The organism is Streptomyces kunmingensis, assembly GCF_039533535.1.
Taxonomy (GTDB): Bacteria; Actinomycetota; Actinomycetes; order Streptomycetales; family Streptomycetaceae; genus Streptomyces; species Streptomyces kunmingensis.
On the sequence record NZ_BAAATS010000022.1, the window covers coordinates 165,833 to 187,268 of the forward strand.

22 protein-coding genes and 1 pseudogene are annotated in these 21,436 nt (G+C 70.4%); 12 read left to right on the plus strand and 11 right to left on the minus strand.

Annotation, left to right across the window (positions count from 1 at the left end; genetic code table 11):
• The first annotated feature begins 28 nt into the window (after positions 1-28).
• Positions 29-1,042, plus strand: a complete 1,014-nt coding sequence (locus ABD366_RS26810) for a glycosyltransferase (protein WP_324765767.1) — start codon at positions 29-31, stop codon at positions 1,040-1,042.
• Positions 1,027-1,914, plus strand: a complete 888-nt coding sequence (locus ABD366_RS26815) for a glycosyltransferase family 2 protein (RefSeq protein ID WP_324765766.1) — start codon at positions 1,027-1,029, stop codon at positions 1,912-1,914. The genes ABD366_RS26810 and ABD366_RS26815 overlap by 16 nt, the downstream gene beginning before the upstream one ends.
• Here ABD366_RS26815 and ABD366_RS26820 read toward each other — a convergent pair.
• The 6 genes from ABD366_RS26820 to ABD366_RS26845 all read right to left on the minus strand — a co-directional run bounded on the left by ABD366_RS26820 (position 1,806) and on the right by ABD366_RS26845 (position 9,983).
• A complete protein-coding gene (locus tag ABD366_RS26820; RefSeq protein ID WP_324765765.1) occupies positions 1,806-3,107 on the minus strand; it encodes an NAD(P)/FAD-dependent oxidoreductase in 1,302 nt (433 codons plus the stop codon). The two genes, ABD366_RS26815 and ABD366_RS26820, sit on opposite strands and share 109 nt — an antisense overlap.
• On the minus strand, positions 3,104-5,089 hold the full coding sequence (locus ABD366_RS26825) for a LodA/GoxA family CTQ-dependent oxidase (protein ID WP_324765764.1): 1,986 nt from the start codon (positions 5,087-5,089) through the stop codon (positions 3,104-3,106). Before ABD366_RS26825 ends, ABD366_RS26820 begins: the two co-directional genes overlap by 4 nt.
• A gap of 224 nt (positions 5,090-5,313) precedes the next feature.
• Complete coding sequence (locus ABD366_RS26830; RefSeq protein WP_324765763.1) at positions 5,314-5,769, minus strand: hypothetical protein; 456 nt, start codon at positions 5,767-5,769, stop codon at positions 5,314-5,316.
• A gap of 28 nt (positions 5,770-5,797) precedes the next feature.
• The gene (locus ABD366_RS26835) at positions 5,798-6,481 is read right to left on the minus strand and encodes a response regulator transcription factor (RefSeq protein ID WP_324765762.1); all 684 of its coding nucleotides are present in this window, start codon (positions 6,479-6,481) and stop codon (positions 5,798-5,800) included.
• Complete coding sequence (locus tag ABD366_RS26840) at positions 6,478-7,668, minus strand: sensor histidine kinase (RefSeq protein ID WP_324765761.1); 1,191 nt, start codon at positions 7,666-7,668, stop codon at positions 6,478-6,480. The genes ABD366_RS26835 and ABD366_RS26840 overlap by 4 nt, the downstream gene beginning before the upstream one ends.
• 95 nt (positions 7,669-7,763) lie before the next feature.
• The gene (locus ABD366_RS26845; protein WP_324765760.1) at positions 7,764-9,983 is read right to left on the minus strand and encodes an MMPL family transporter; all 2,220 of its coding nucleotides are present in this window, start codon (positions 9,981-9,983) and stop codon (positions 7,764-7,766) included.
• Positions 9,984-10,397: 414 nt separating this feature from the next.
• Between ABD366_RS26845 and ABD366_RS26850 the strand changes: the two genes are divergently transcribed.
• The gene (locus ABD366_RS26850) at positions 10,398-10,919 is read left to right on the plus strand and encodes a GNAT family N-acetyltransferase (RefSeq protein WP_324765759.1); all 522 of its coding nucleotides are present in this window, start codon (positions 10,398-10,400) and stop codon (positions 10,917-10,919) included.
• Positions 10,920-10,941: 22 nt separating this feature from the next.
• Here ABD366_RS26850 and ABD366_RS26855 read toward each other — a convergent pair whose 3' ends face one another.
• Complete coding sequence (locus ABD366_RS26855) at positions 10,942-11,745, minus strand: alpha/beta fold hydrolase (protein ID WP_324765758.1); 804 nt, start codon at positions 11,743-11,745, stop codon at positions 10,942-10,944.
• Between the two features lie 54 nt (positions 11,746-11,799).
• Between ABD366_RS26855 and ABD366_RS26860 the strand changes: the two genes are divergently transcribed.
• The gene (locus ABD366_RS26860) at positions 11,800-12,213 is read left to right on the plus strand and encodes a MarR family winged helix-turn-helix transcriptional regulator (RefSeq protein ID WP_324765757.1); all 414 of its coding nucleotides are present in this window, start codon (positions 11,800-11,802) and stop codon (positions 12,211-12,213) included.
• Between the two features lie 29 nt (positions 12,214-12,242).
• On the opposite strand, the pseudogene ABD366_RS26865 reads toward ABD366_RS26860, so the two are convergent.
• Positions 12,243-12,476 (minus strand): annotated as a pseudogene (locus ABD366_RS26865) (Rrf2 family transcriptional regulator); the annotation flags it as partial.
• A gap of 34 nt (positions 12,477-12,510) precedes the next feature.
• Here ABD366_RS26865 and ABD366_RS26870 point away from each other — a divergent pair.
• On the plus strand, positions 12,511-12,618 hold the full coding sequence (locus ABD366_RS26870) for an SDR family oxidoreductase (protein WP_324765921.1): 108 nt from the start codon (positions 12,511-12,513) through the stop codon (positions 12,616-12,618).
• A 265-nt stretch (positions 12,619-12,883) separates the two neighbouring features.
• Here ABD366_RS26870 and ABD366_RS26875 read toward each other — a convergent pair whose 3' ends face one another.
• Positions 12,884-13,816, minus strand: coding sequence for an alpha/beta fold hydrolase (locus ABD366_RS26875; protein ID WP_324765756.1), 933 nt, complete (start codon positions 13,814-13,816; stop codon positions 12,884-12,886).
• 310 nt (positions 13,817-14,126) lie between these two features.
• Between ABD366_RS26875 and ABD366_RS26880 the strand changes: the two genes are divergently transcribed.
• Positions 14,127-14,717 carry a TetR/AcrR family transcriptional regulator gene (locus ABD366_RS26880; protein WP_324765755.1) on the plus strand — a complete coding sequence of 197 codons (591 nt, stop codon included), beginning with the start codon at positions 14,127-14,129 and terminating at the stop codon, positions 14,715-14,717.
• A 16-nt stretch (positions 14,718-14,733) separates the two neighbouring features.
• Here the strand turns inward: ABD366_RS26880 and ABD366_RS26885 are convergent, their stop codons facing one another.
• A complete protein-coding gene (locus tag ABD366_RS26885) occupies positions 14,734-15,051 on the minus strand; it encodes a hypothetical protein (RefSeq protein WP_324765754.1) in 318 nt (105 codons plus the stop codon).
• A gap of 200 nt (positions 15,052-15,251) precedes the next feature.
• Here ABD366_RS26885 and ABD366_RS26890 point away from each other — a divergent pair, with 200 nt between their 5' ends.
• The 5 genes from ABD366_RS26890 (at position 15,252) to ABD366_RS26910 (ending at position 20,050) form a co-directional block, all read left to right on the plus strand.
• On the plus strand, positions 15,252-16,832 hold the full coding sequence (locus ABD366_RS26890) for a hypothetical protein (protein WP_324765753.1): 1,581 nt from the start codon (positions 15,252-15,254) through the stop codon (positions 16,830-16,832).
• A 142-nt stretch (positions 16,833-16,974) separates the two neighbouring features.
• Positions 16,975-18,177: an NAD(P)/FAD-dependent oxidoreductase gene (locus ABD366_RS26895; protein WP_324765752.1), complete on the plus strand. Its 1,203-nt coding sequence runs from the start codon at positions 16,975-16,977 to the stop codon at positions 18,175-18,177.
• Between the two features lie 33 nt (positions 18,178-18,210).
• On the plus strand, positions 18,211-19,110 hold the full coding sequence (locus tag ABD366_RS26900) for an RNA polymerase sigma-70 factor (RefSeq protein ID WP_324765751.1): 900 nt from the start codon (positions 18,211-18,213) through the stop codon (positions 19,108-19,110).
• A 96-nt stretch (positions 19,111-19,206) separates the two neighbouring features.
• Positions 19,207-19,461 (plus strand): hypothetical protein, encoded by a 255-nt coding sequence (locus ABD366_RS26905; RefSeq protein ID WP_324765750.1) that lies wholly within the window; start codon positions 19,207-19,209, stop codon positions 19,459-19,461.
• A gap of 265 nt (positions 19,462-19,726) precedes the next feature.
• Complete coding sequence (locus ABD366_RS26910; protein WP_324765749.1) at positions 19,727-20,050, plus strand: hypothetical protein; 324 nt, start codon at positions 19,727-19,729, stop codon at positions 20,048-20,050.
• 127 nt (positions 20,051-20,177) lie between these two features.
• On the opposite strand, the gene ABD366_RS26915 is transcribed toward ABD366_RS26910, so the two are convergent.
• Entirely contained in the window at positions 20,178-20,624 is a 447-nt protein-coding gene (locus ABD366_RS26915) for a DUF1772 domain-containing protein (RefSeq protein WP_324765748.1), read from the minus strand.
• 91 nt (positions 20,625-20,715) lie between these two features.
• Here ABD366_RS26915 and ABD366_RS26920 point away from each other — a divergent pair, with 91 nt between their 5' ends.
• Positions 20,716-21,303 carry a TetR/AcrR family transcriptional regulator gene (locus ABD366_RS26920; protein ID WP_324765747.1) on the plus strand — a complete coding sequence of 196 codons (588 nt, stop codon included), beginning with the start codon at positions 20,716-20,718 and terminating at the stop codon, positions 21,301-21,303.
• Positions 21,304-21,436 lie beyond the last annotated feature (133 nt).

Here is a 21,436-nt window from a genome sequence, read left to right on the forward strand (position 1 = left end):
ACCGCGCTCTGTACGACGAGGTGGCGCGGTGATCGGCTACTACGTCCACCACCAGGGGCGCGGCCACCTGCACCGTGCCCAGTGCATCGCGGCCCGGATCGAGGGGCCGGTCACCTTCCTGTCCTCCCTTCCCCGGCCTGCCGACCGGCCCGGGCGATGGCTCTCGCTGCCCCCGGACACCGCTGACGCTCCGCTCGACCCCACCGCGCGCGGCCGCCTGCACTGGGTGCCGCTGCACCATCCGGAACACCGCGAACGCATGGGGCTCATCGCCGAATGGATCAGACGCGAGACCCCGTCGCTGTTCGTGAGCGACGTGTCGGTGGAGGCCGCCTGCCTGGCACGGCTCATGGGGGTCCCGGTCGCCGTGATGGCGATGCGCGGCGACCGCACAGACGCCGCCCACCGGCTGGGCTACGACCTGGCGGACACGCTCATCGCCCCCTGGCCGCACACCCTGCCCGAGCCCGGCTGGCCGGCACACTGGCGCGACAAGACCGTGCACACCGGCAGCATTTCGCGCTACGACGGACGCCTGCGCCCGCCGCCCGACGATGCTTCGGGCCGCAACGAGGTGGTCGTGATGCTCGGCGCAGGCGGCACTCACCTGACCGCCGAACGGCTGCACGAAGCACAACAGGCCACTCCCGACTGGTCCTGGACCGTCCTCGGCGCTCCTGGGGCGGCGTGGATCGAAGACCCGTGGCCCGTGCTCTGCCGGGCCCGTGTAGTCGTCACACACGGCGGCCAGAACGCCGTCGCGGAGTGCGCCGCCGCCCGGGTGCCCACCCTGGTGATTCCAGAAAACCGGCCCCACCGCGAGCAGCACGCCACCGCGACGGCGCTGCGCTCGGCAGGCTTGGCGACCGTACGGGAGGACTGGCCCGCCGCCTGGGAATGGCCCGCCCTCCTGGCAAGAACGGCGCTGCGGCCGGACCGCTGGCAGGAGTGGTCCCACGGTGACGGGGCCCGGCGCGCGGGGAGCCTGCTCACCGAAATGGCCTCCCGTTCCTCGCAGCAGGACACATGCGTACCGCGGTGATCACCCTGGCCGCGGGCCGGCACGCACATCTGATGCTTCAGCAGGACGGCCTCGCCCGCGGCACCCGCAGTCCCGACCGGTACGTCATCGTTGCCATGGCCGACCCGGACATCGCGCGGCTGACCGCGGACAGAAGGCCCACAGCGGAAGTGATCACGCTGCCCCTGGCCGAGGCACGGCTGCCCCTGGCCGCAGCCCGCAACGAAGGAGCCGCACACGCCCTTCGGGCCGGCGCGGATCTCCTGATCTTCCTGGACGTGGACTGTGTGCCGGGTCCCGCTCTCGTGTCCCGCTACGCCGACGCGGCCCGGGACGGGGCGCTGCTGTGCGGAACCGTCGCCTATCTGCCGCCCCCGCCGCGCGGGGGATACCGGCTCGAGGACCTGGACGGCATGGCCCGGCCGCACCCGGCGCGCCCGGCCCCCGCCGCGGGCCAGGTGCTGCGCGGGGGAGACCCGCACCTGTTCTGGTCGCTGTCCTTCGCCGTCACCGCCCGCACCTGGGAACACGTCGGCGGGTTCTGCGAGGCCTACACCGGGTACGGCGGCGAGGACACCGACTTCGCCGCCACCGCGGCACATCGTGGAGTGGACCTGTGGTGGGTCGGCGGCGCCCCCGCGTATCACCAACACCACCCGACACAGGAGCCTCCGGTCCAGCACCTCGACGACATCCTGCGGAACGCGGCGACCTACAAACAGCGGTGGGGCACCTGGCCGATGGAGGGCTGGTTGCGTGCCTTCGAGGCCCGTGGCCTTGCGGTCTACGACCGGGACGCCGACACCTGGCACAGGTCGAACGCCGACCACGGCGACGGCCATGATGGTGACGTACCGACAGAGAGACGCCCGGTACCCGACAGACACCCGTGAGACTCCGGCTCGGTGCCGATGGGCATCGGGTCGGGCCGGGTCCTCGGTCGGCCGTCGGCGGAGTCCGTGGGGCCGGCGGTGTGGCGGCGGTGCCAGAAGGAGTGCCGGGGCCACCGGTGTTCGAGGGCGTAGAAGGTGCGCCGGTTGCGCAGGTGGACGGCGGTGATCGTGTCGAGTTCGGCGGCGTAGCGGGGGAGGGCCGTGCGGTCGCCGTCGAGGTGGTCGTGGACCGCGTGGCCGGCCCGCATGCCGGTGTACAGAGCGATGAGGATGCCCTGCGACGACAATGGGTCGAAGGCTGCGGCCGCGTCGCCGGCCGCGACCCACCCGGAGCCGTGGACGGCGTTCAGGCGGACGGTGTGGGCGGGCGCGCGTCGTACGGCGGCGGTCGGCCAGGGGTGTGCGGACACGCGGGCATCGGTGTGGCGGGCGCGGGCCACGTCGGCGCGCAGACCTGCGCGGTCCGTCCGGGCACCGGGCAGATCCGCGTCGGTGTACCGGACGAGCAGCCGGTGTCCGGCGGGCAGCAGCGCGGTGTACCACCAGCCGTCCGGTGAGGATTCCACGAGGGTCGAGGTGTCAGGGATCGACGTGGTCGACGGGGGCAGGGTCAGGCAGAGTGCGATCAGCCGGTCGTGGACGATCCGGCGGGCGCCGGCCGCGGTGGCCAGGCTCGCTCGGCGGCCGGTGGCGTCGACCAGCCAGCGGCAGCGCACGGTGCGGCGCTCACGGGGACCGCGCAACTCCACGGTCCAGGTGCCGTCGCCGGATCGGTGGGCGGGACGGACCGTGGAGTGTTCGGCCACGTCGGTGCCGAGGAGGCGGGCGCGCTCGCGCAGTCCCCGGTCGAAGCGGCCGCGGTCGAGGTGCCAGCCATGGCCGTGCGGGTCGAGGATGGCGTCCTGCGCGGCGAGGACGTCCGAACCCCAGGCCGACAGGTTCGCGTGACAGGGCAGGTGGTGGCGGTCGTCGAGGATGTCCCGCGCGCCGAGGTCATGGAGCAGGACCCGGGCGGCGGCCGGTAACGCCTCGCCGACGGGCGGCGGTCCGCCCCCGGCGTCGGCGAGCAGGACGGTGCGACCACCGCGGCCCAGCGTCAGGGCGGCGGCGACGCCGGCCGGACCGCCCCCGGCGACCACGACGTCGTACACCGCTGCGGTGGCCGGCGGTGGACCGGAGTGATGCACCGTCACGACGAGCTCTCGGGACGGCCGGTGCCGCCTGCGGCGTCCTCCCCGAAGGGGTCGAGTTTGTCGATGTAGCCGACGGTGATGTTCTCGGTGGCGAGGCCGACGTCCTCGGCGAGGCCGGACAGCACCGCGCCCCGGGCGGCGATGTCATCGGCGGCGACCTGCGGCACGTGCAGGGTCACCAGGTTCCGGTCGTCCGGCACCCCTTCGAGGGCGAAACCGGGCACGGACTCGACCTGGATGCGCGGCGGGTACTTGTTGTCGCCCACGGTGTAGCTGCGGGTCTCCACCACGCCGAAGTGATGCCACTCCGCGGCGGCCTGCTTCAACTGGTCCTTGTACTCGCCCTTCAGGCCTCGCAGCCAGGAGGCCCGGTTGGCGAACGCCGCCTCGCGCTCGTCCTCCGAAGGGGTCAGGCCGCCCTCCTTGTTGACGATCCGGAAGTCGCGTTCGGTCAGCACGTGGTTGGGCACCCGCGCGGGCCAGAAGGTCGGCAGATGGGGGTCGTACCGGGGACCCAGGCCGGCGGTGGACTCGTAGCCCGAGCGGCAGCTGGCGGTGTCCGTCTGCCAGGGAACGGCCATCCACCGGGTCAGGCAGCCCGGACCCTGTGCGTACAGAGGGCCGTCGGCGGCCAGCGCCTTCTCGGGGGTGAGCTCCGCGCCGTAGTCGGGCTCGGCCGCTCCTTCGGCGCGGTGCAGGATGCGGAACGGTTCGGCGAACATCGTCGCGTGCCGGATCGGCCAGGTGACCTCGCAGCCGGGGTGGAAGGCGTCGGCGAGGCAGAAGTCGAGGGCGGCGCGGTCCAGGAGCCCGGGCTGGTCGGCGACGGGCGCGTCCTCCACGCGATGGGGGAAGCCGCTCCACGGGGTGTCGACGAAATCGCCCTCGGACCACTTGAGCAGCATGTCCATCTGGAGGGCCGACAGGGTCATGTACTGCCGTGGCGACCTGGGCCGGCCGGCCATGCCGTCGCCGTAGAACCACGGCCAGGTCATCGGCGCCAGTCCGTCTCGCTCGTAGGTGCGCATGGCGGTGTACACCTGACGGCGGACCTCGCGGTAGGTGTCGCCGGGCCGGGAGAGGCGCCGCTGCAACTCGGGGGCGGTGAAGTCCTGCGGGCCTGCGCAACCGAAGTGGGCGGCGAAGCCCTTGTTGACCCACTGCAGATGGCTGAAGCGTTCCAGGAGCGGTGCGATGTCGTGTCTGAAGGAGACCTTGGCGGGCCGGGGCAACTGGCCCTGGCCGACGAACACGTCGAGGAGAAGGTCGTAGAGAGTACGGACGGTCTTGATGTCCGGTGCGTAGTTGGGCGGCCCCACCACGACCCAGGCCGGTTTCACCTCGATGGGGCGGCCGTCCAGGGTGAGCGTGGCGGTGACCGGGCCGTCCGAGGTGTCGTCGTACCAGCCGTCGTTGTTGCCGAACGAGACCAGTTCCTCGTTGTTCTTCGCGCCGGACCGGCCGGCGCCGCCGAGCACCACGAGCCGCCCGCGCTCGTCGGTGTGCATCCGCCCCAGCGGGACGGGGATGCCCTGGAACGCGCCGCCGGTGAACTCCACGCTCTGGCCGGTGCCGGCGCGCAGGGTCTTGCGACCGGGGTCGATGACGAGGCTGCGACGCTCGACGCCCTTGTTGCGTCTCGGCGTGCCGACGCCCTTCATGTCGGGGATGTCGAGGGCGAGCTTGAACTCGTACCAGGCGGCCTTCTGGTTGGCGACGTGGACGCCCCACTCGATCGCGACTCCGGAGTCGGTGGCCGTCAGCTCCCGTACGGCCTTGCCGGAGCTGTTGTAGCCGTAGAGGCGGAAGCGGGCCGCCTGGCGCTTGACGGCACCGGTGTCGTCCTTGAGGGAACCGGCCGGCATCGGGTCAGGGCCCGGTGTCTCGGGACCGTAGTACCAGCCGTCGTCGCGGGTGCTGTTGCCCACCCGTGCCACTCCGATCGCGGGGTGGATCTTCGCGTAGGCGATGTCGTCGCTCATGGTGCTCGCGGGTCCCTTCCGCGCGCCGGTCCTGCCCGCCGGGTGTCGGGGCGCAGGCGGGGTTCGAAGACAGGCTCTTACGTCGGTGGACTCCGACCCTTCCTCCATCCGATGCCCTCCGCCAGGTGGGCACGTCCGACCGGGGCAGCGCACGCCGGAGTACACGCGGCGCATGGCCCGGGCACGCACCGGGCCGGCTCTTGGTGCCCGGCCCGTGAGAGGCGTCAGGCCGTGCCGTACGGGACGATCGCCGCCGAGTCGTCGTCGGCGGGCGAGATGTGCAGGCGGCCGCGGGCGAAGTGGGAGGCGAATTCCACGGCGTGGTCCTCGACCACCAGCGTGGTGACGGGCTCCTCGGTGTACGGCGGAGTGCCGGGGCCGATGCGATAGGCGGTGCGGATCACCTCGTGGTCGGGGTCCGTGCTGTCCACGGTGGCGAAGCCCGTGTGTTTCGTGCCGTAGGTGCCGCTGATGCGCAGCTCGTAGCGGATCTCCAGCAGGCCCGGCGCGGGGCAGCTCCAGCGGAAGCGTCCGATGCTGAGGGCCGAGGTGATGCTGTCGAAGCGGCTCCACCCCCGCCCGTCGGGGAGGAAGTTCAGTTCGCTGGTCTCCGTTGCCCCTACGTCGAAGGGACCGCTGTGCCAGTGGCCGAGCAAGCGCGTATCGATCATGTGGGTCACTTGCCGATTGTTTCCCACGCGCGGCGGGTCAGGAGTGCGGTCCTCGGTGGGGTTGCACCAGGCCGCTCTGGTAGGCGGCGACCACGAGTTGGGCGCGGTCGCGGGCATGGAGTTTGGTCATGGCCCGGTAGATGTGGCTGCGTACGGTGAGTGGGCTCAGGACCAGTTGCTCGGCGATCTCCGCGTTGGACAGGCCGTACGCGGCCAGCCCTGTGACCTCGCGTTCGCGGTCGGTCAGGGTCGTGATCGTCCGGGGGAGGGCGCGGAAGCCCTCGGTGTCGGGGGCGGCCAGGAAGCGGGTGATGAGCGCCCGGGTGGCGGCGGGGGAGAGGAGTGCGTCTCCGGCCGCGACGGTGCGGATGCTCGACAGCAGTTCCTCCGGGCTGACGCCCTTGCCGAGGAATCCGCTCGCACCGGCGCGCAGGGCTTTGGCGACGTTCTCGTCGTTCTCGAAGGTGGTGAGGACGAGGATGTGTGTGTCCGACAGTTCCGGCCGGGCACAGATGGCGGCCGTGGCGGCCACTCCGTCGACGTTGGGCATGCGGATGTCCATGAGGACGACGTCGGGGCGGTGCGTGGTGGTGAGGGCGACGGCTTCCTGCCCGTCGGCCGCCTCCGCGACGACGGTCAGGTCGGGGACCGAGTCGATGAGGATGCGGAACGTGGCCCGCAGGAGGGCTTGGTCATCGGCGAGCAGGACTCGAATGGTCATGGGGCGGTGCCTTCGTCACGGTTGTCGAGGGGGAGCGAGCAGGCGACCTCGAAGCCGCCCTGCGGACGTCGCGCGGCACGGAAGGTGCCGCCTACGGCCAGAGCACGCTCCCGCATGGTGAGGAGGCCGAAGCCGTCGCCGGGGCTCGTGGCTGCCGAGGCGCCGTCGTACGTCGCGTCGTTGACGACGGTCAGCGTCAGGTAGTGCTGGGTGTAGGCGAGGCGAACCCGTGCTGTCCGGGTGGCGGCGTGCTTGCTGACGTTGGTGAGCGCCTCCTGGACGATCCGGTACGCGGTCAGGCCCAGGACCGGCGTGAGCGGGCGCTCGGTGCCGTCGACGGTGACGGTCACCGTCAGGCCGGCCGCCGCACAGGCGTCGACCAGACCGGGCAGGCCGTCCAGTCCCGGCGCGGGCGCGAGATCGTCGGAGGGGTCGCCGTCCTGGCGCAGCAGACCGACGGTGGCCTTGAGTTCGCGCAGGGCGGCGGACGTGGTCCGCGGCAGCGTCGCGACGATCTCGAGGGCCTGGGCGGGGTGGGTCCGCGCGAGGTGGGCGGCGGTGCCTGCCTGGGCGTCGGCCAGAGTGAGGTGGTGAGCGACCACGTCGTGCAACTCGCGCGCGATGCGCATCCGTTCCAGGAACACACGGTGACGGGCCTCCTCCTCACGCTCGCGGGCGATGTGCTCGGCGCGGGCCGCCGCGTACTCCCGGCGCACCCGCACGTAGCTGCCGAAGGCGGCGGACAGCAGTACCCAGGCCGTCGGGTTGATCACGCCGAGAACGGGTGAGTCGTGCCAGGGCGAGAGGAAGAGGCCGGTGATCACCATGGCGAGGGCGGCGGCCGACGTGCTGATCCATGTGACGTGGCGGCGGCTGTGCAGGCTCAGGGAGTACTGCGCGACCAGGAGAGGGCTCACCAGCAGGGGCGACAGAAAGTAGCCCAGGGCGCCCTGGGCCACGGCGCACAGCAAGGTGGCGACCAGTACCGGCAGGGGCCGGGTGCGCCGCCGGTGAAGGGGGCCGCAGGCGACGACCGACAGGACGACGCCGGGCCATATGGCGGAGGCGGGCCACACGAGCCAGGTGAGTGCCACACCTGACATGCCGGCTACGGACACCAGCAACAGCGTCAGGGCCTCGGTGACGTGCGGGCGTGCTGCCGCCCGGCGCTGCCAGCTGGTGCTCATCACGCTCCGTGAAGGGGGTCGGGGACAGACATGCTCACATACCGGCGGGCCGCGACGCCGTCACAGCGTGCGTCGCGGCCCGTCGGTACGGGTCCTCAGAGGCGAGCCGGAGTCTGCGGCGCGATCTGCACGTCGTCCGCCGCCGCGGTGTCGTGGGCGGTCCTCGCGGTCAGTTCCGCGCCCTCGACATCGACCCTGGGCAGCAACCGGTCGAGTCGGCCGGGCAGCCACCACGCCTTGTCCTTGAGCAGGGCGAGCACGGCCGGAACGAGCGCCATGCGCACGACGAAGGCGTCGAACAGTACGGCGACGGCGAGCCCGAAACCGATCGTCTTGATCATCGACTCCGCGGCGCCGATGAACCCGGAGAACACCGCGATCATGATCACCGCGGCTGCGGTGACGACCCGGGCGCTGTGCCTGAACCCGGTGACCACCGCCTGCTGGGCCGAACCGCCGTGGACGTACGCCTCACGCATGCGCGCGACGAGGAAGACCTCGTAGTCCATCGCCAGGCCGAAGACGATACCCACCAAGAAGATCGGCATCAGGCTCATGATCGGACCGGGCTGCTCCACGCCGATCAGTCCCGCGCCCCAGCCCCACTGGAAGACCGCCACCACCGCGCCGAGCGCGGCCAGCACCGACAGCAGGAACCCGAGGGCGGCCTTGACGGGTACCAGGATTGAGCGGAAGACCACCAGCAGCAGGACAAGGGCGAGTATCACGATGACGGCCAGGTAGGGCACGAGGGCGTCCTGGAGGGCCTGGGCGACGTCGATGTTCATCGCCGTGCTGCCCGTGACCTCGAACGTCGCTCCCGTCCGCCCCTCAAGGTCTGCGCGTTGGGCACGGATGTCCTGGACGAGGTCCTTGGTCTTCTCGTCGTTCGGCCCGGTCGCCGGAACCACGGACAGCAGCGCCGCGTCGCCCGCCGTGTTGAACCGGGCGGCGGAGACGGACACCACCCCGTCGGTGTCCTTGATCGTCTCGCTGATCCGGGCGACGGCACCCTTCTGGTCGTCCGCCTCCTTGACGTCCGCGACCACGGTCAGCGGTCCGTTGAAACCGGCGCCGAAACCGTCCGCGAGTGCGTCGTAGGCACGCCGTTCCGTCGAGGACACGGGCTTCGACTCGGCTCCCGGCATGCCCATCTCCAAGTGCGCCGCGGGCAGAGCCAGGGTTCCCAGACCCACGACACCCAGCACCAGAACCGCCACCGGCCGGCGCAGCACGAACCGGGCCCACCGCGAACCGCCGTTGTGTTCCGGCTCGGCCGCGACACCGCGCTTGCGGGTGGAGCGGGCGAGTACCGCCTGCGGCCAGAAGCCGAGCAGGGCGGGAACCAGGGTCAGCGCGATCAGCACCGCGACGACGACGGCACCCGCGGCGCACAGGCCCATCTTGGTCAGCATGGGAACGCCGACCACGGACAGTCCCGCCAGGGCGATGATGACCGTCAGGCCGGCGAAGACCACGGCGGAGCCGGCCGTGCCCGCGGCCAGACCGGCCGCGTCGAGCGGTTCCCGCCCGTTCGCGCGTTCCTCCCGGTAGCGGGAGACCACGAACAGGGCGTAGTCGATACCGACTGCCAGGCCGAGCATCGTGGCGAGTGTTCCGGTCGTCAGGGAGAGCCCGAAGACACCGGCGAAGGCCATGATGGCGGCCATGCTCACACCGATGCCGATGACGGCGGTCAGCAGCGGGAGGCCGGCGGCCGCGAGGGAGCCGAAGGTGATCAGCAGGACCACCGCGGCGAGAGCGATGCCGATCATCTCGGACGAGCCGCCCGCCGCGGGCTGCTCGGTGAGAGCGGAGCCGCCGACCTCGACGGTGAGCCCGGCGGTACGAGCCTGGTCGACGGCCTTCTCCACGGCTGCCTTGTCGGCGTCGGTCAGATCGCCGGACGACACCTTGAAGTTGACGGTGGCGTAGGCGGTGGAGCCGTCCTTGCTCACAGCCTGTGCGGTGAAGGGACTCACGGCGTTGGAGACCTGTGGCTCGTCGGCGGCCTCCTGTACGAAGTCCTCGATGACCGCGCGGTTGTCGTGCGCCGTCACCTTCTCGCCGTCGGGGGCGGCGAACACGACCTGCGCGTTGGCGCCGTCGGCCGCCGAACCGGGGAAGCGCTCCCCGATCAGGTCGAACGCCTTCTGCGCTTCGATGCCGGGCATGAAGGACGTGTTGTCGTCGGAAGCGGTCGAAGCCGAGGCGGCGCCGAAGCCGGCGGTGCCGAGGAGCACCGCCCACAACAACGCCACGAGCCAGCGGCGCCGGAAGGCGGTCCGGCCCAGCCGGTAGAGCAAGGTAGCCACGAGAAGCGGATCTCCAGATCAGGTGTCGGTCGGACGACCCAGCCTGGCGGGAGGAGCGGTGTCGGGGCATCGCACCGGTGCTGGCACTTGCGGTTGGTGATGCCGTACCAGGCGGGATGCCGGTCTCCTACTCAGGGAGGAGGCCAGAACACTGCCGGAGGAGGACGGGGCGGCCTCACCCCGCATGGTCAGAAGCTACGTGTCAGTCGCGCCGCGCCCTCGACACAGCGAAGCCCCCGCCCCCGAGCACGACCACCGCGGCGAGTGCTTGGCGGTCCGGTCCGGGTCGGGGCGGCCGATGCCGATGCGTAGGCCGAGGAGTGACCCGGGCAGGTCAGAAAACCGCTCGCGTGACATCAAGCATCACGTAAGGATCGACAACCGGTGTCCGGCGCTCAGCGGGGAGGAACCGACATGGTCGGTCGGGTGCAATTGCGGCAGGTGGACGAAGAGGGTCTCGAGGAACTCCTCGCGGTGGCCGTCGAGGATGCGGAACCCGAAGAGGTCATGCCTCCCGTCACTGGTCCACCAGGGTGGACGCTCGCACGACAGGAAGCCTTCCGGAACTGGCATCGTGCTCGACGCGACGGACTGGTCGGCCCGCTCCACGAGTCCACGTTCGCGGTCACGTACGACGGAAAGACCGTGGGTTCGGCTCGCCTGGCTCTCCGCGGCACTCATGGCGTCCTCGAAACCGGTATGTGGCTGGCCCGCTCGTGGCGCGGACAAGGAGTAGGGACCGCCGCTCTGCGCTTACTCCTCCAGGAAGCCGCGGGGGCCGGTGCGCGGTCCGTGGTCGCGGACACCGAAGTCCACAACGCGGCGGCCCTTGCCTCCTTGCGCCGAAATGGCGCAACGCTCAGCGCGAGCCAGGACACCGGCGCAGTCCACGCCGAGTTCGTGCTGCCGGCCTCGCCCTCCACCGCGAGCCCGTGATGCCACAACCGGTGTACCGGATCTAGGACTTCGCCAGGAACGGGTCGAGCGCCGCCCAGGTCGCGTCCGGCGCTTCCAGGTGCGGGAGGTGCCCGGCCCGCGGGATCTCGATGAACTGCGCGCCCGGCACCCTACGGGCGACAGCCCGCCCGTAGGCCGGCGTGACGATCCGGTCGCTCTCGCCCCACACCACGAGCGTCGGGACATCCACCGCGCCGAGCCGGCCGAGCAACGTCGGGTCGCTCATGCTCGCGCCGGCGACGGCGGCCATCGTGCGTCCGTTCGCCTGCTGGATCGCGCGCTGCTCATCGGTGAAGCCGGCCGGGTCGACGTATCCCCGCTCCGGGGCGTGCCAGGCGGCCTCGGCGAGCCCGCGGGCGTCGAGGGCGAAGAAGTCCGCGACGGGCTCGCCCTCCACCACCGCACCGACGCCGTCGATGTCGACCACGGCCCCGATCAGACCCGCGTACCGCTCGTCACGGGCGGCCTGCACCGCCATCTCGAGGGCGATCCACCCGCCGATCGAGGACCCGACCAGCACGACGTCGTGCTCTTCGTGTTCGAGCAGGCGCCCGAGATAGGCGGCCGCGAGCTGTGCGACCGAGGTGATGGAGTCGGGGCGCGCTGTGCCTTCCCAGCCGGGATGCGTCGGGGCGAACGCGTGCATGGCGGTCGAGAGGTGCCCCACTATCGGGGCGACGGTGCGGGGCCCGCCACCGCCGTGCAGCACGAGTGCCGTGCGTGCCTCGGGGTCGCCGGCCTGAAGGACAGGGAGGTCCTCGGGAAGTCCGGACAGGTCGGAAAGGTCGGCAGGGGAGATGGGCATGATGCTCCTCGGTGAATCAACATGTTTATATACTGATGTTGATACGGTAGCACCATGACGACCGACCTAGAAGCGCTCGGGCAGGCGATCAAGCGTGCGCAGTACCGGAACCACCGCACGATGGATGCCGCGCTGCGTGAGATCGGGATCAGCCTCGTCCAGTGGGACGCCCTGCGCGCCATCGAGCGGATGCCGGGGGCCTCCGGGCATGACCTGGCCGTCGCGACGTTCCAGAGTGATCAGGCGTTCGGCACCCTCGCGGGCCGCCTAGTGGACCGTGGGCTCATCGCTCGGACCGCGGGTCTCGGGCGACGCTTCGAGCACACCCTCACCGAGTCGGGGCATACGGCACTCGCGGAGGGCCGACAGTTGTCGATCGGCGTGCTGCACGACCTCTTCGCACCGCTCGACGAGGCGCAACGTGCGGAATTGCTTCGAGCGCTTCGGGATCTCACCGCGGACGCGTGATCGGACCGCGTTCGAGGATGCGGGTTCGCGAGCGTGACGCGGGCCAGTTCCTCTCGCAGGGTCTTCTCGATGCCCTCGTAGCTGCCCTGCATCGCCGGCTGGATGCCGTGACCCACCACGCATCCCTGGTCCGGGGTGGTGCGGTGCATCGCGAACAGCGGGCCGGGTTCCACCGCCTCGTACACGTCGAGCAGGGTCATCGACTCCAGCTCGCGCGCCAGGGACCAGCCCGCGCCGACGCCCCGCCGGGACTCCGAGACGCTCAAAGCCCTGGTCAGCTCGTTGTCCCTGCAGCGTATGGGCCACCCCGAAGAGATCGCCGCGGCAATCGCCTTCCTGGCCGGCCCTGCCGCGTCGTACGTCACGGGCGCGGTGCTGGACGCCCACGGTGGCTACAACGCCTGAACCCGAACTCCTGCCGCGCGCCTCCGGACGACATGGTGCTTTCGGGGCGCGCACCGCAGGCGCCCCACGCGTGCGTGGACGGCGCCCACGTGCGCGAGAGAGGGGAGCCAGGACCGGTCCGTCACCATCGCGCGCTCGGTGTTCGTCACGAAGGCCGGAGACCGCCCGGACGAACTGGTCAGCCACGTCTCGAGCCGCCCGCTGTCGATCCTCGACGTGCCTATCCCGATACGTGTGTCCGCCCAGTCTCATTCACCCTCCAGTCTCATTCACCCTCGATGATGAAGTCGGTCAGTGCGGCAGCGACGGCATCCGGCTGTTCATCGGGGATGAAGTGTCCGGCGTCCGGCACGACGACACCAGTGGTGTGGTCGGCCCACGGCTCGATGGAAGCTGCCATGTCGGGGATGGAGCCGTGGCTGCTGGAGATCCCGAGAACCGGGACCGTCAGGCGCTGTCGTTCCAGCACTTCGTGGTTCTTCTGCGCCGACTCGGCGGCGTCCCGGTAGTAGGCCAGGGATGCACGCAGGCCGCCGTCGGCGGCCACGGACGCGGCGTACCGCCCGACCTCGGCGTCGTCGAAGGTGTCGGAGGACAGGGTCTTGACCTTCAGGAACCAGCCGACGTACTCCCGTTCGCGGCCCGCGAGCAGTGTCTCGGGCAGATCGGGCACGAGGTGGAAGGCGAAGTGCCAGGTCTTCCACGCGTGTTCGGGGTCGGTCGGAACGGCGTCAGGGAGTGTGATGCCCGGGATGCCGGCGTCGAGCAGTGCCAGGCCACGCAACTGGCTCTGGTACTTCAGGGCGAGGGAGAAGGCGACCCACGCGCCGATGTCGTGGGCGACCAGCCAGTATGCCGAGACTCCGAGCGCCTCGACCGCGGCGTGGACGTGTGCGGCGACCGTGTGTGTGTCGTAACTGATGTCAGGGCGCTCGGAGTGGCCCTGGCCCGGCAGGTCGATCGCGACGACGTGGAAACGGTCGGCCAGGGTCGGCATCACCTTGCGCCATGCCCACCAGGTCTGCGGAAACCCGGCGAGCAGCACGACGGCCGGACCGTCCGGCCGACCGCCCTCGACCGCGTGAAGCCGGACGCCGCCCGCGTCGACCCAACGGTGGGTGAAACCGGCCAGGTCGGGCAGCGGCAGGTCGCGGACCGGGTTGCTGGAGACGCAAGGGGCGTCTGCGGGATCATTCATGATGCTCCTCCACTGGCGTGAGGTGTGCTGATGGTCTACTGAAGATGCAGGTGTGCAGGTGTGCAGGTGTGCAGGTGTGCAGGTGTGTACGTGTGCTGAGTGCCTCGGCGCCTCGGCCGGGGTGTGGCCCACGAGCGCGGTGGACATGACGGGAGCGGTGAGCGAGCACGCGGTGCGCCTGACGCTGCGCGGTGCGGTCCGAGGGCTGTCCGGCCATGACCACGACTTCACACTAACCCATCTTGAACTGATTGTTTCAAGATGGGATGATGGTCGACACCGCGAAGGCAGCGCAGAAGAAGGGTGCGGCATGGCAGGCAAGAAGCAGTTCGACATCGCCACGGCGCTCGATGCCGCGATGATCCAGTTCTGGCGGGCCGGCTACGCGGACACGTCGGTGGACGACCTGTCCCGGGCGACCGGACTCAACCGCAGTTCCATCTACTCCTCCCTCGGCGACAAGGACACGCTCTTCCTGCGCTGCCTGGACCGCTACACCACGCGCTACGGAGACAAGTACGACGCCGCGTTGTCCTGCGCCGCCGACCAACCCCTGGCAGCCGTGCGGGCGTTCTTCGACATCACCCTTGAACGCATCGCGGACCCCGGTCTGCCCGACGGATGCCTCGTAGCCCAGACCGTGATGGCGACCCCGGTGCTGAGCGCAAGCATCGCGGCGCACGCACGGGAGGCGATCGGCTTCCAGCACACCCGGCTACGCGCCGCGCTGAAGGCCGGCCGACTGCACGACGAGGCGGCCGAGTCCTACGCGACCCACCTCGCGGCCGTGAACCAGTCCCTCGCCGTCATGAGCAGAGCCGGAACGAGCGCGGAGCAGCTGCGCGCCATCGTCGACGTGACCGTCGACGCACTTGCGCACACTCTCGGCGCGAGCGACTGAGATCTTGCACACGAGGTCAGAGAGCCTCACGTGTCTCCTGGCGCCCGCCGTCTGTCGGTTGGTCCGCGTGGGCTTCGGTGGCTGTGCCGTCGGTGGCTGTGCTGCCGGTCAGGCGCCGTTCCAGGGGCCTGATGGCCGTGCTCGCGGTGAGTGCCAGGCAGCCGATGACGACCCAGGGCATGGATTGGTCGACGCCGTACAGGACACCGAAGAGGCCGGGTGTCACCATGTCCGCGGCCGCGAACGAGTACTGGAATGCTGCCAGATAGGTTCCGCGGGCTCCCCCCGGCGCCGCGTCCGCGGACAGCGCGTTGGCGGCAGGTCCGTGCAGCATTTCCGCGGTCGCCCAGAGCCGGCCGCCCCAGGCCATCGCGCCGCCCCGCGAGGTGTGCCGTCAACAGGGTTACGGAGTTGCCCCGTCGACGTCGGCCAGGGCGGCGGGTGCGTGCGCACACTCGCCGGAAACCCCTGTTGCCCGGACAAGGCGGTGGTACGCACGCGATGATCAGAGGCGGGAGGGGCACTGTGGAGCTCATGTTTCAGCGCGATATGGCGTTCGAGGTCGGGGACTATCTGCTGGCCGTCCGCGATCGTTATGGGCCCGACGCGGGGCAGCGCGGCGAAGGCCTCGCCCGTGTCGAACGGGTTCAGCACATCGTGCGTCCTGCTTTCCTGGATCGTGCAACCGCCGACCTGCCCACACGTATGGCGTTCGATGAGATGGCCGCTGTGTGGTGTCAGGGTTTCCCGGGCCCGATTCTTTTGCGCAAGGGCGACCATCGTCGCGGCGTGCACCTCGACGCCGACCGGTGTGCCTGGGACAGGGAACACCCCACCTGGACCCAGGAGCCCGACGGGTTCAGCGGCGGCCGATCGCCTGAGGAGCCCCATCCGCACCGTACGCGGCGGACGCCTGCGGACGACGGGGAATCTCCCGCCGAGGAACCGCAGATCCCGCTGGTATCCCGGCGTGCCGCCTCCTTCACGAAGCCGGCGCACGGCCTGATGGTCGGCGATTACCTGCAGGTTCACGCACGGCGGCACCCCGTGACGTCCATGGGAGTGGACGAAGGATTCCACCGTGTCGAATGGATCGGCCATCTGCCGGCCGCGCACGCCGCCCAGCTGCTTCACCGCCCCGCAGCCGGACCCCACCCGGTCGTCGTGGCCAGTGTCCACGGTGTGCCGGGCGCGCTCGTACTCGCGGACACCGACGTGCAGGTCCTCATCCGGCCCAACCCGGAGCGGATCGCCCTGGATCAGCGGGAGCCCCGGCACGACACCCCGTTCTTCGACATCCGTGATGTCCGGGAGCCCGATGTCCACTCGCTCAGGGAACTCGACGCGCAGCTGCGGCCGCCCCCACCCGCAGGCGAGACAGACCTGTACCCGAGCCAATTCGCCGATGACGGCCAACGTGAGCTCCACCTGCACGGCGTCAGCGGGATGCGCATGGTGCCCCTCCCTGAACTGCCTTGGCCACACGACCTGTTCAAGTGCCCGCACCGGGAGCGGGCCAAAGAGCTGGCGCGCACCTACAACGACGGTGAACGCGGCACCCAGGTGGCACACGCGGAACTGTTCACCGAGCTCACCGAGCCCGACTTCAGCGCGTGCGCGTACCACCAGGCCGACTGGCCGGCGATCGTCGCGGTCGCCCAGCACCACGCTGAACTGGAGGCCGAGAGCCCGCAGGATGACGCCGCACTGGCCAAGGTCTACGCGGCTGAACATCTCAGCGTCGACGACCGGCAATGGGCGCAGGACCTCATCCATGATCACCTGTGGTGGGACCAGGGAGCGAAGTCGCTGACCAACGGACAGCATCGGCTGTGCGCGATGCGCGCCGCCAACCTGCCCTACGTGCCGGTCTACGGCCTGCATATCCCTTCGCATCCCGAACCAGAGGCTGCGTCCACTCCAGAACCAGAGGCTGCGTCCACCACGATCCGTCACCACGCGACGCAGACGGTCCAGAACTACTGGACAGTCCGTCTGTACACCTGGGGTGCCCCGCCGTGGGCAGCTTTCATGGGCGGGCTCCTGGCCCGGCATCGGCTCCTGCGACGTCTGCTCCCTCCGCCTGACGATGACGGGCAGAGAAGCCGGGGCTGAGCCTGACCGAGCAGATCATCGCCCCTGGCCTCACGCCCAACCGCTGGGAAAGTGATCTGGAGCACATGCTGTCACAGCTGCCGTGCAGGTGGTGTCTTGAGCTCGAACCGCTCGGACCGGTCGAAACGAGGGAGACATCATCATGGGTGAGAGCACCGATGTGGTTGTGGTGGGCGGCGGGTACGCCGGCGTCATGGCGGCGAATCGACTGACGCAGCGCGCCGACGTGACCGTGACGCTGATCAACCCGCGCCCCGCCTTCGTCCACCGGGTCCGCCTGCACCAGATGGTGGGCGGGACCGGCGCCGCAGTCGTCGACTACCGGGAGGTCCTGGCGGAGGGGGTGCAGCTACTGGTCGACAGCGTGACGCGGATCGACGCGGCCGGGCGCGGGGTGGAGCTGGCGAGCGGCGGTACGGTCGGCTACGACTACCTGGTCTACGCGGTAGGCAGTGGCAGCGCCGACCCGCAGGTGCCCGGGGCCGCCGAGTTCGCCCACCCGATCGCGGGCCTGGAGGAGGCGCAGCGGCTGCTGCCGGTTCTGGATGCGGCGCCCGCGTCGGCCGCGGTAACGGTCGTCGGAGCGGGTCCGACAGGCATCGAGACCGCTGCGGAACTGGCGGAGCAGGGCCGCAACGTGACCCTGGCCTGCGGTGGCGTGCTCGGGCCGTACCTGCACCGGCGGGGGCGGCGGTCGGTGGCCGGGCGGCTGGCGGCGCTCGGGGTGAACGTCGTGGAAGGCCCCGCCTCGTTGGTGACGGCGGTGACGCGTGACGCCGTACGGCTCGCTGACGGTCGGGAGTTGCCCAGCGCGGTGACCATCTGGACCGCAGGTTTCAGCGTGCCGGACCTGGCCTTGCGCAGTGCGCTGCGTACCGATGCCCTGGGCCGCTTGCTCACGGACGAGACGCTGACCAGCGTGGATGACGACCGTATCGTTGCGGCGGGGGACTCCGCGGCGCCCTCGGGTCTGCCGCTGCGGATGAGCTGCCAGACGGCGATGCCGCTGGGCGCGCGGGCCGCCGACACGGTGCTCAGCCGGTTGGCGGGGCAACAGCCCGAAGCCCTCAGCCAGTCGTTCGGGGCGCAGTGCATCAGCCTGGGCCGGGGCACCGGCATCTTCCAGTTCGGCAACAGGTCCGACATCGCGGTGTGGTTCCACATCGACGGTCGCCTCGGCGCGAAAATGAAGGAAACCGTGTGCAAGGGCATCGTCAAGCACCTGGCCGATGAGGCGCACCAGCCCGGCGGGTACAAGCTGCACCGCATGAAAGGAGGCGCCGGACGCCGCCAGGCGCTGGAGGCATTGCGGGCCGAGGGGCCGGCCGTAGAACGGATTTCCTAGATCCGAGGCGGCCGAAGGGGAGATGATCCAACTATGAGCGATGCCAACACCGTTGACCGGGCGACCGAGGCCTTCGTCGCCTGTCGCAACCTGCTTTTCACCGTCGCGTACGAGATGCTCGGCTCGGCGGCCGATGCCGAGGACGTCGTGCAGGAGACCTGGTTGCGGTGGGTCGAGGTCGACCTCGAGCAGGTGCGCGACCAGCGCGCGTACCTGGTCCGGATCACGACGCGGCAGGCACTCAACCGGCTGCGCACGATGTCCCGGCGCAAGGAGTCGTACGTGGGCCCGTGGCTGCCGGAGCCGCTGCTGACCACGCCGGACGTCGCCCAGGACGTCGAACTCGCCGAGAGCGTGTCGATGGCGGTGATGCTGGTCCTGGAGACGCTGTCACCGACCGAGCGGGCCGTGTTCGTGCTGCGCGAGGTCTTCGACGTCGGCTACGACGAGATCGCGGCGGCCGTCGACAAGACCCCGGCCGCCGTCCGCCAGATCGCGCACCGCGCCCGCCGGCACGTGGACGCCCGGCGCCCGCGCACAGTGGTGTCCCAGCGCCAGACGCGGGCGGCGGTGGAGTCGTTCGTGCGGGCGCTGGAGGGCGGCGACCTGCAAGGATTGCTCGACGTACTCGCGCCTGACGTCGTCTACATGGGCGACGGCGGCGGCGTGAAACACGCTGCGCTGCGGCCGATCACCGGCGCCGACAAGGTGGCCCGCCTGTTGGCCGGCGGCTTCGCCAAGAACACGATCCCGCTCGCCTTCGGACCCATCATGATCAACGGCAGCCCGGCGCTGACGATCCACCTGAACGGTGAACTGGACAGCATCATCGCGGCCCGGGTGGAGGACGGCCGCATCACCGGCCTCTACGCCGTCCGCAACCCTGCGAAGCTGTCCCGCATCGCGTCCGAGACCCCGCTCACTCTGCGATGAACTCCCCACGCCTCGCCCATGGCACCGCCAGGAACCGTGCGTCTACCTGTGCGATACCTCAGCAACGCGCTCTGACTTCGGAGAAAGAACACTGGCATGGAGATTCTTCGATACGTGTTCCTTGTCTTTCATCTCTTCGGGTTCGCCGCGCTCATGGGTGGAGTCTTCTTCCAACTGAGAGCGAAAGACCCGGTGGCCGGCAGTTACATGCTGACCAGCGCGGTGGTCCAGCTGGTCACCGGGGCGGGACTCATCTGGACCCGAACAACCCTGGATCTGGGCGTGGTTGACGCGAAGATGGGCGTCAAGTCCATCGCGGCTGCGGCAGTCGTGGCCGTCGCGTGGAAGTAATTCCCGGGCGGGCGCGGACGGGGGCGCAGATGTGAGGACGCTCGGGGCTGTCCGCCGCTGGAGCTGGAGGCTGGACGAGGGCCAGAAGTCGGGTGCATTCGCCCGCGGGCGGTGTCGGCGCGGTGCAGGGAAGGATGTCCCGGATGATCTGGGAGGGCAGTCCCGCGCTGTAGAGGTCCTGGATGCAGGCGACCTGGCGCGCTGAGCGTGCGGGACATCGCGCACCGGTGCCTGGGCATCACCGGCTCCCTCTCCGCGAACAGCGATGTCCACGGCCACATTTTCCGGGACATCGACGGCTCGCTTTTCGGGAGCGCGGCGGCAACGACATCCTGCGGCGAGCGGGGAGCCCACGACGCGTTCCCTGGCCCGGCACCTGCGCTCGGTCTCCGGTCCCGCCACGGACTTCGTCGTCATCCTGGTAGGCCACGAGAACAACTTCGGCGGCGCGGTCACCGTCGACCAGGTGACGAAGACGCAGTACGCGATCCAGGTGGCCAGTGATGTCTATGCCTGGCGCGGGCGGCGGGTCCGTCGTGGCGGGGCCCTCGTACGGGGGAGAAGCCAGGGCTCGCTGGAGGATGGCTGAGGTGGTGTCAGGCGGGTTGCGGCCGGCCTTGATGACCAGGAAACCGTCGCCGTCGCCAGCCGGCTGGCCGGCCGGCTCGAGAGTCCGAAGCCGGGGGCCGTCGTGGAACCACTGAGGCGCACTGTGCTCAGGCGAGAGCGGCGGCGAGCAAGGTGAAGGCGGCGATGAGGATGGCGACGCGGACGTAGTGGAAGCGGTCCCAGCGGTTCATCTGCTCCTTCCAGTCGGCAGGCCGGTTCTCGGGGGTCCACGTCTTGCCCCGGTTGTTGATCGGGACGAGCAGCAGGAGCGACATGATCACGCTGAGGAGCAGCAGCGCGCCGGCGATGACGGCGAGGCCGACGCCGTCGTGGTGCCGGCCCGCGACGGCCCGTATCGCGACGAGGACGAGCGAGCCGATGTACCAGACCGGCATCACGGCGCCGAGCATCCGGCCCCCGTGGGCGCGGCCGAGTTGGCCGCTGTCCTCGGGGAGGGCGTTGAGGATCGGGTTGATGACGAAGGCGACGGAGAACTCCACCCCGACCATCAGGCCGACGACCACGGTGGTGAACACCTCAAGTGCGTTGAGCATGACGACCCCTCCAACTATCTAGCGCTGCTAGCTGTTGAGGCAACGCTAGTACTACTGCCGCTCGATTGTCTAGCAGTGCTAGGATCGGGTCATGTCGGTACAGGAACGCAAGCAGCGTGAACGGGCGGAGCGCGAGCGCCTCATCGTGGCGACCGCCCGCGAACTCGCCGAGCAGCAGGGCTGGGACGCGGTCACCACCCGTCGGCTCGCCGAACGCATCGAGTACAGCCAGCCCGTCCTCTACAGCCACTTCCGCGGCAAGCGCGAGATCATCGGCGCCGTCGCCCTGGAGGGTGCTGCCGAGCTGGCCGCGGCGGTGCGGGCCGCGACCTCACAGGCCTCGGCGGCAGGCGACCCGCACGCCCGGGTCACCGCCCTCTCCCGCGCCTACCTCGCCTTCGCCGACCAGAACCCGGCGGTCTATGACGCCATATTCCAACTCGACGGCGGCCTCGCGTACGCGCAGGAGGACACCCCGGAACCCCTCAAGGACGCCTTTGCCGCACTGCTGGAGTGCCTCGGCGAGGTCGCCGGAAAGGGCGTCCATTCGGGGCTGTTCACCGAGGTGTTCTGGGCGTCCCTGCACGGTCTCGCGACCCTGACCCGGGCGGGACGGCTACCGCCGGAGGACACCGAGACGAGGGTGGCGCTGCTGGTGGACCGACTCGCCGTGCTCTGACGCACCCGCCCGGACCGGGCTGCAGCGGCTCGGCGTCGACGGCGGGACCGGACCGGGGCCGGCGTCCGGCCGCGCCTGCGCGCCGCGCGGCCGATCGGGCTTCGCCGAACGGCCGAACGGCCGACCGGGTTTG

Bases quoted from the DNA above. Each gene is read 5' to 3' on its own strand.
- ABD366_RS26895 (WP_324765752.1), top strand. From the start codon at position 16,975: ATGGGTGAGAGCACCGATGTGGTTGTGGTGGGCGGCGGGTACGCCGGC.
- ABD366_RS26870 (WP_324765921.1), top strand. From the start codon at position 12,511: ATGGGCCACCCCGAAGAGATCGCCGCGGCAATCGCCTTCCTGGCCGGC.
- ABD366_RS26855 (WP_324765758.1), bottom strand. From the start codon at position 11,745: ATGCCCATCTCCCCTGCCGACCTTTCCGACCTGTCCGGACTTCCCGAG.
- ABD366_RS26910 (WP_324765749.1), top strand. From the start codon at position 19,727: ATGTCCACGGCCACATTTTCCGGGACATCGACGGCTCGCTTTTCGGGA.
- ABD366_RS26920 (WP_324765747.1), top strand. From the start codon at position 20,716: ATGTCGGTACAGGAACGCAAGCAGCGTGAACGGGCGGAGCGCGAGCGC.
- ABD366_RS26885 (WP_324765754.1), bottom strand. From the start codon at position 15,051: ATGCTGCACGGACCTGCCGCCAACGCGCTGTCCGCGGACGCGGCGCCG.
- ABD366_RS26815 (WP_324765766.1), top strand. From the start codon at position 1,027: ATGCGTACCGCGGTGATCACCCTGGCCGCGGGCCGGCACGCACATCTG.
- ABD366_RS26860 (WP_324765757.1), top strand. From the start codon at position 11,800: ATGACGACCGACCTAGAAGCGCTCGGGCAGGCGATCAAGCGTGCGCAG.
- ABD366_RS26840 (WP_324765761.1), bottom strand. From the start codon at position 7,668: ATGAGCACCAGCTGGCAGCGCCGGGCGGCAGCACGCCCGCACGTCACC.
- ABD366_RS26915 (WP_324765748.1), bottom strand. From the start codon at position 20,624: ATGCTCAACGCACTTGAGGTGTTCACCACCGTGGTCGTCGGCCTGATG.
- ABD366_RS26900 (WP_324765751.1), top strand. From the start codon at position 18,211: ATGAGCGATGCCAACACCGTTGACCGGGCGACCGAGGCCTTCGTCGCC.
- ABD366_RS26880 (WP_324765755.1), top strand. From the start codon at position 14,127: ATGGCAGGCAAGAAGCAGTTCGACATCGCCACGGCGCTCGATGCCGCG.
- ABD366_RS26850 (WP_324765759.1), top strand. From the start codon at position 10,398: ATGGTCGGTCGGGTGCAATTGCGGCAGGTGGACGAAGAGGGTCTCGAG.
- ABD366_RS26875 (WP_324765756.1), bottom strand. From the start codon at position 13,816: ATGAATGATCCCGCAGACGCCCCTTGCGTCTCCAGCAACCCGGTCCGC.
- ABD366_RS26835 (WP_324765762.1), bottom strand. From the start codon at position 6,481: ATGACCATTCGAGTCCTGCTCGCCGATGACCAAGCCCTCCTGCGGGCC.
- ABD366_RS26890 (WP_324765753.1), top strand. From the start codon at position 15,252: ATGTTTCAGCGCGATATGGCGTTCGAGGTCGGGGACTATCTGCTGGCC.
- ABD366_RS26825 (WP_324765764.1), bottom strand. From the start codon at position 5,089: ATGAGCGACGACATCGCCTACGCGAAGATCCACCCCGCGATCGGAGTG.
- ABD366_RS26905 (WP_324765750.1), top strand. From the start codon at position 19,207: ATGGAGATTCTTCGATACGTGTTCCTTGTCTTTCATCTCTTCGGGTTC.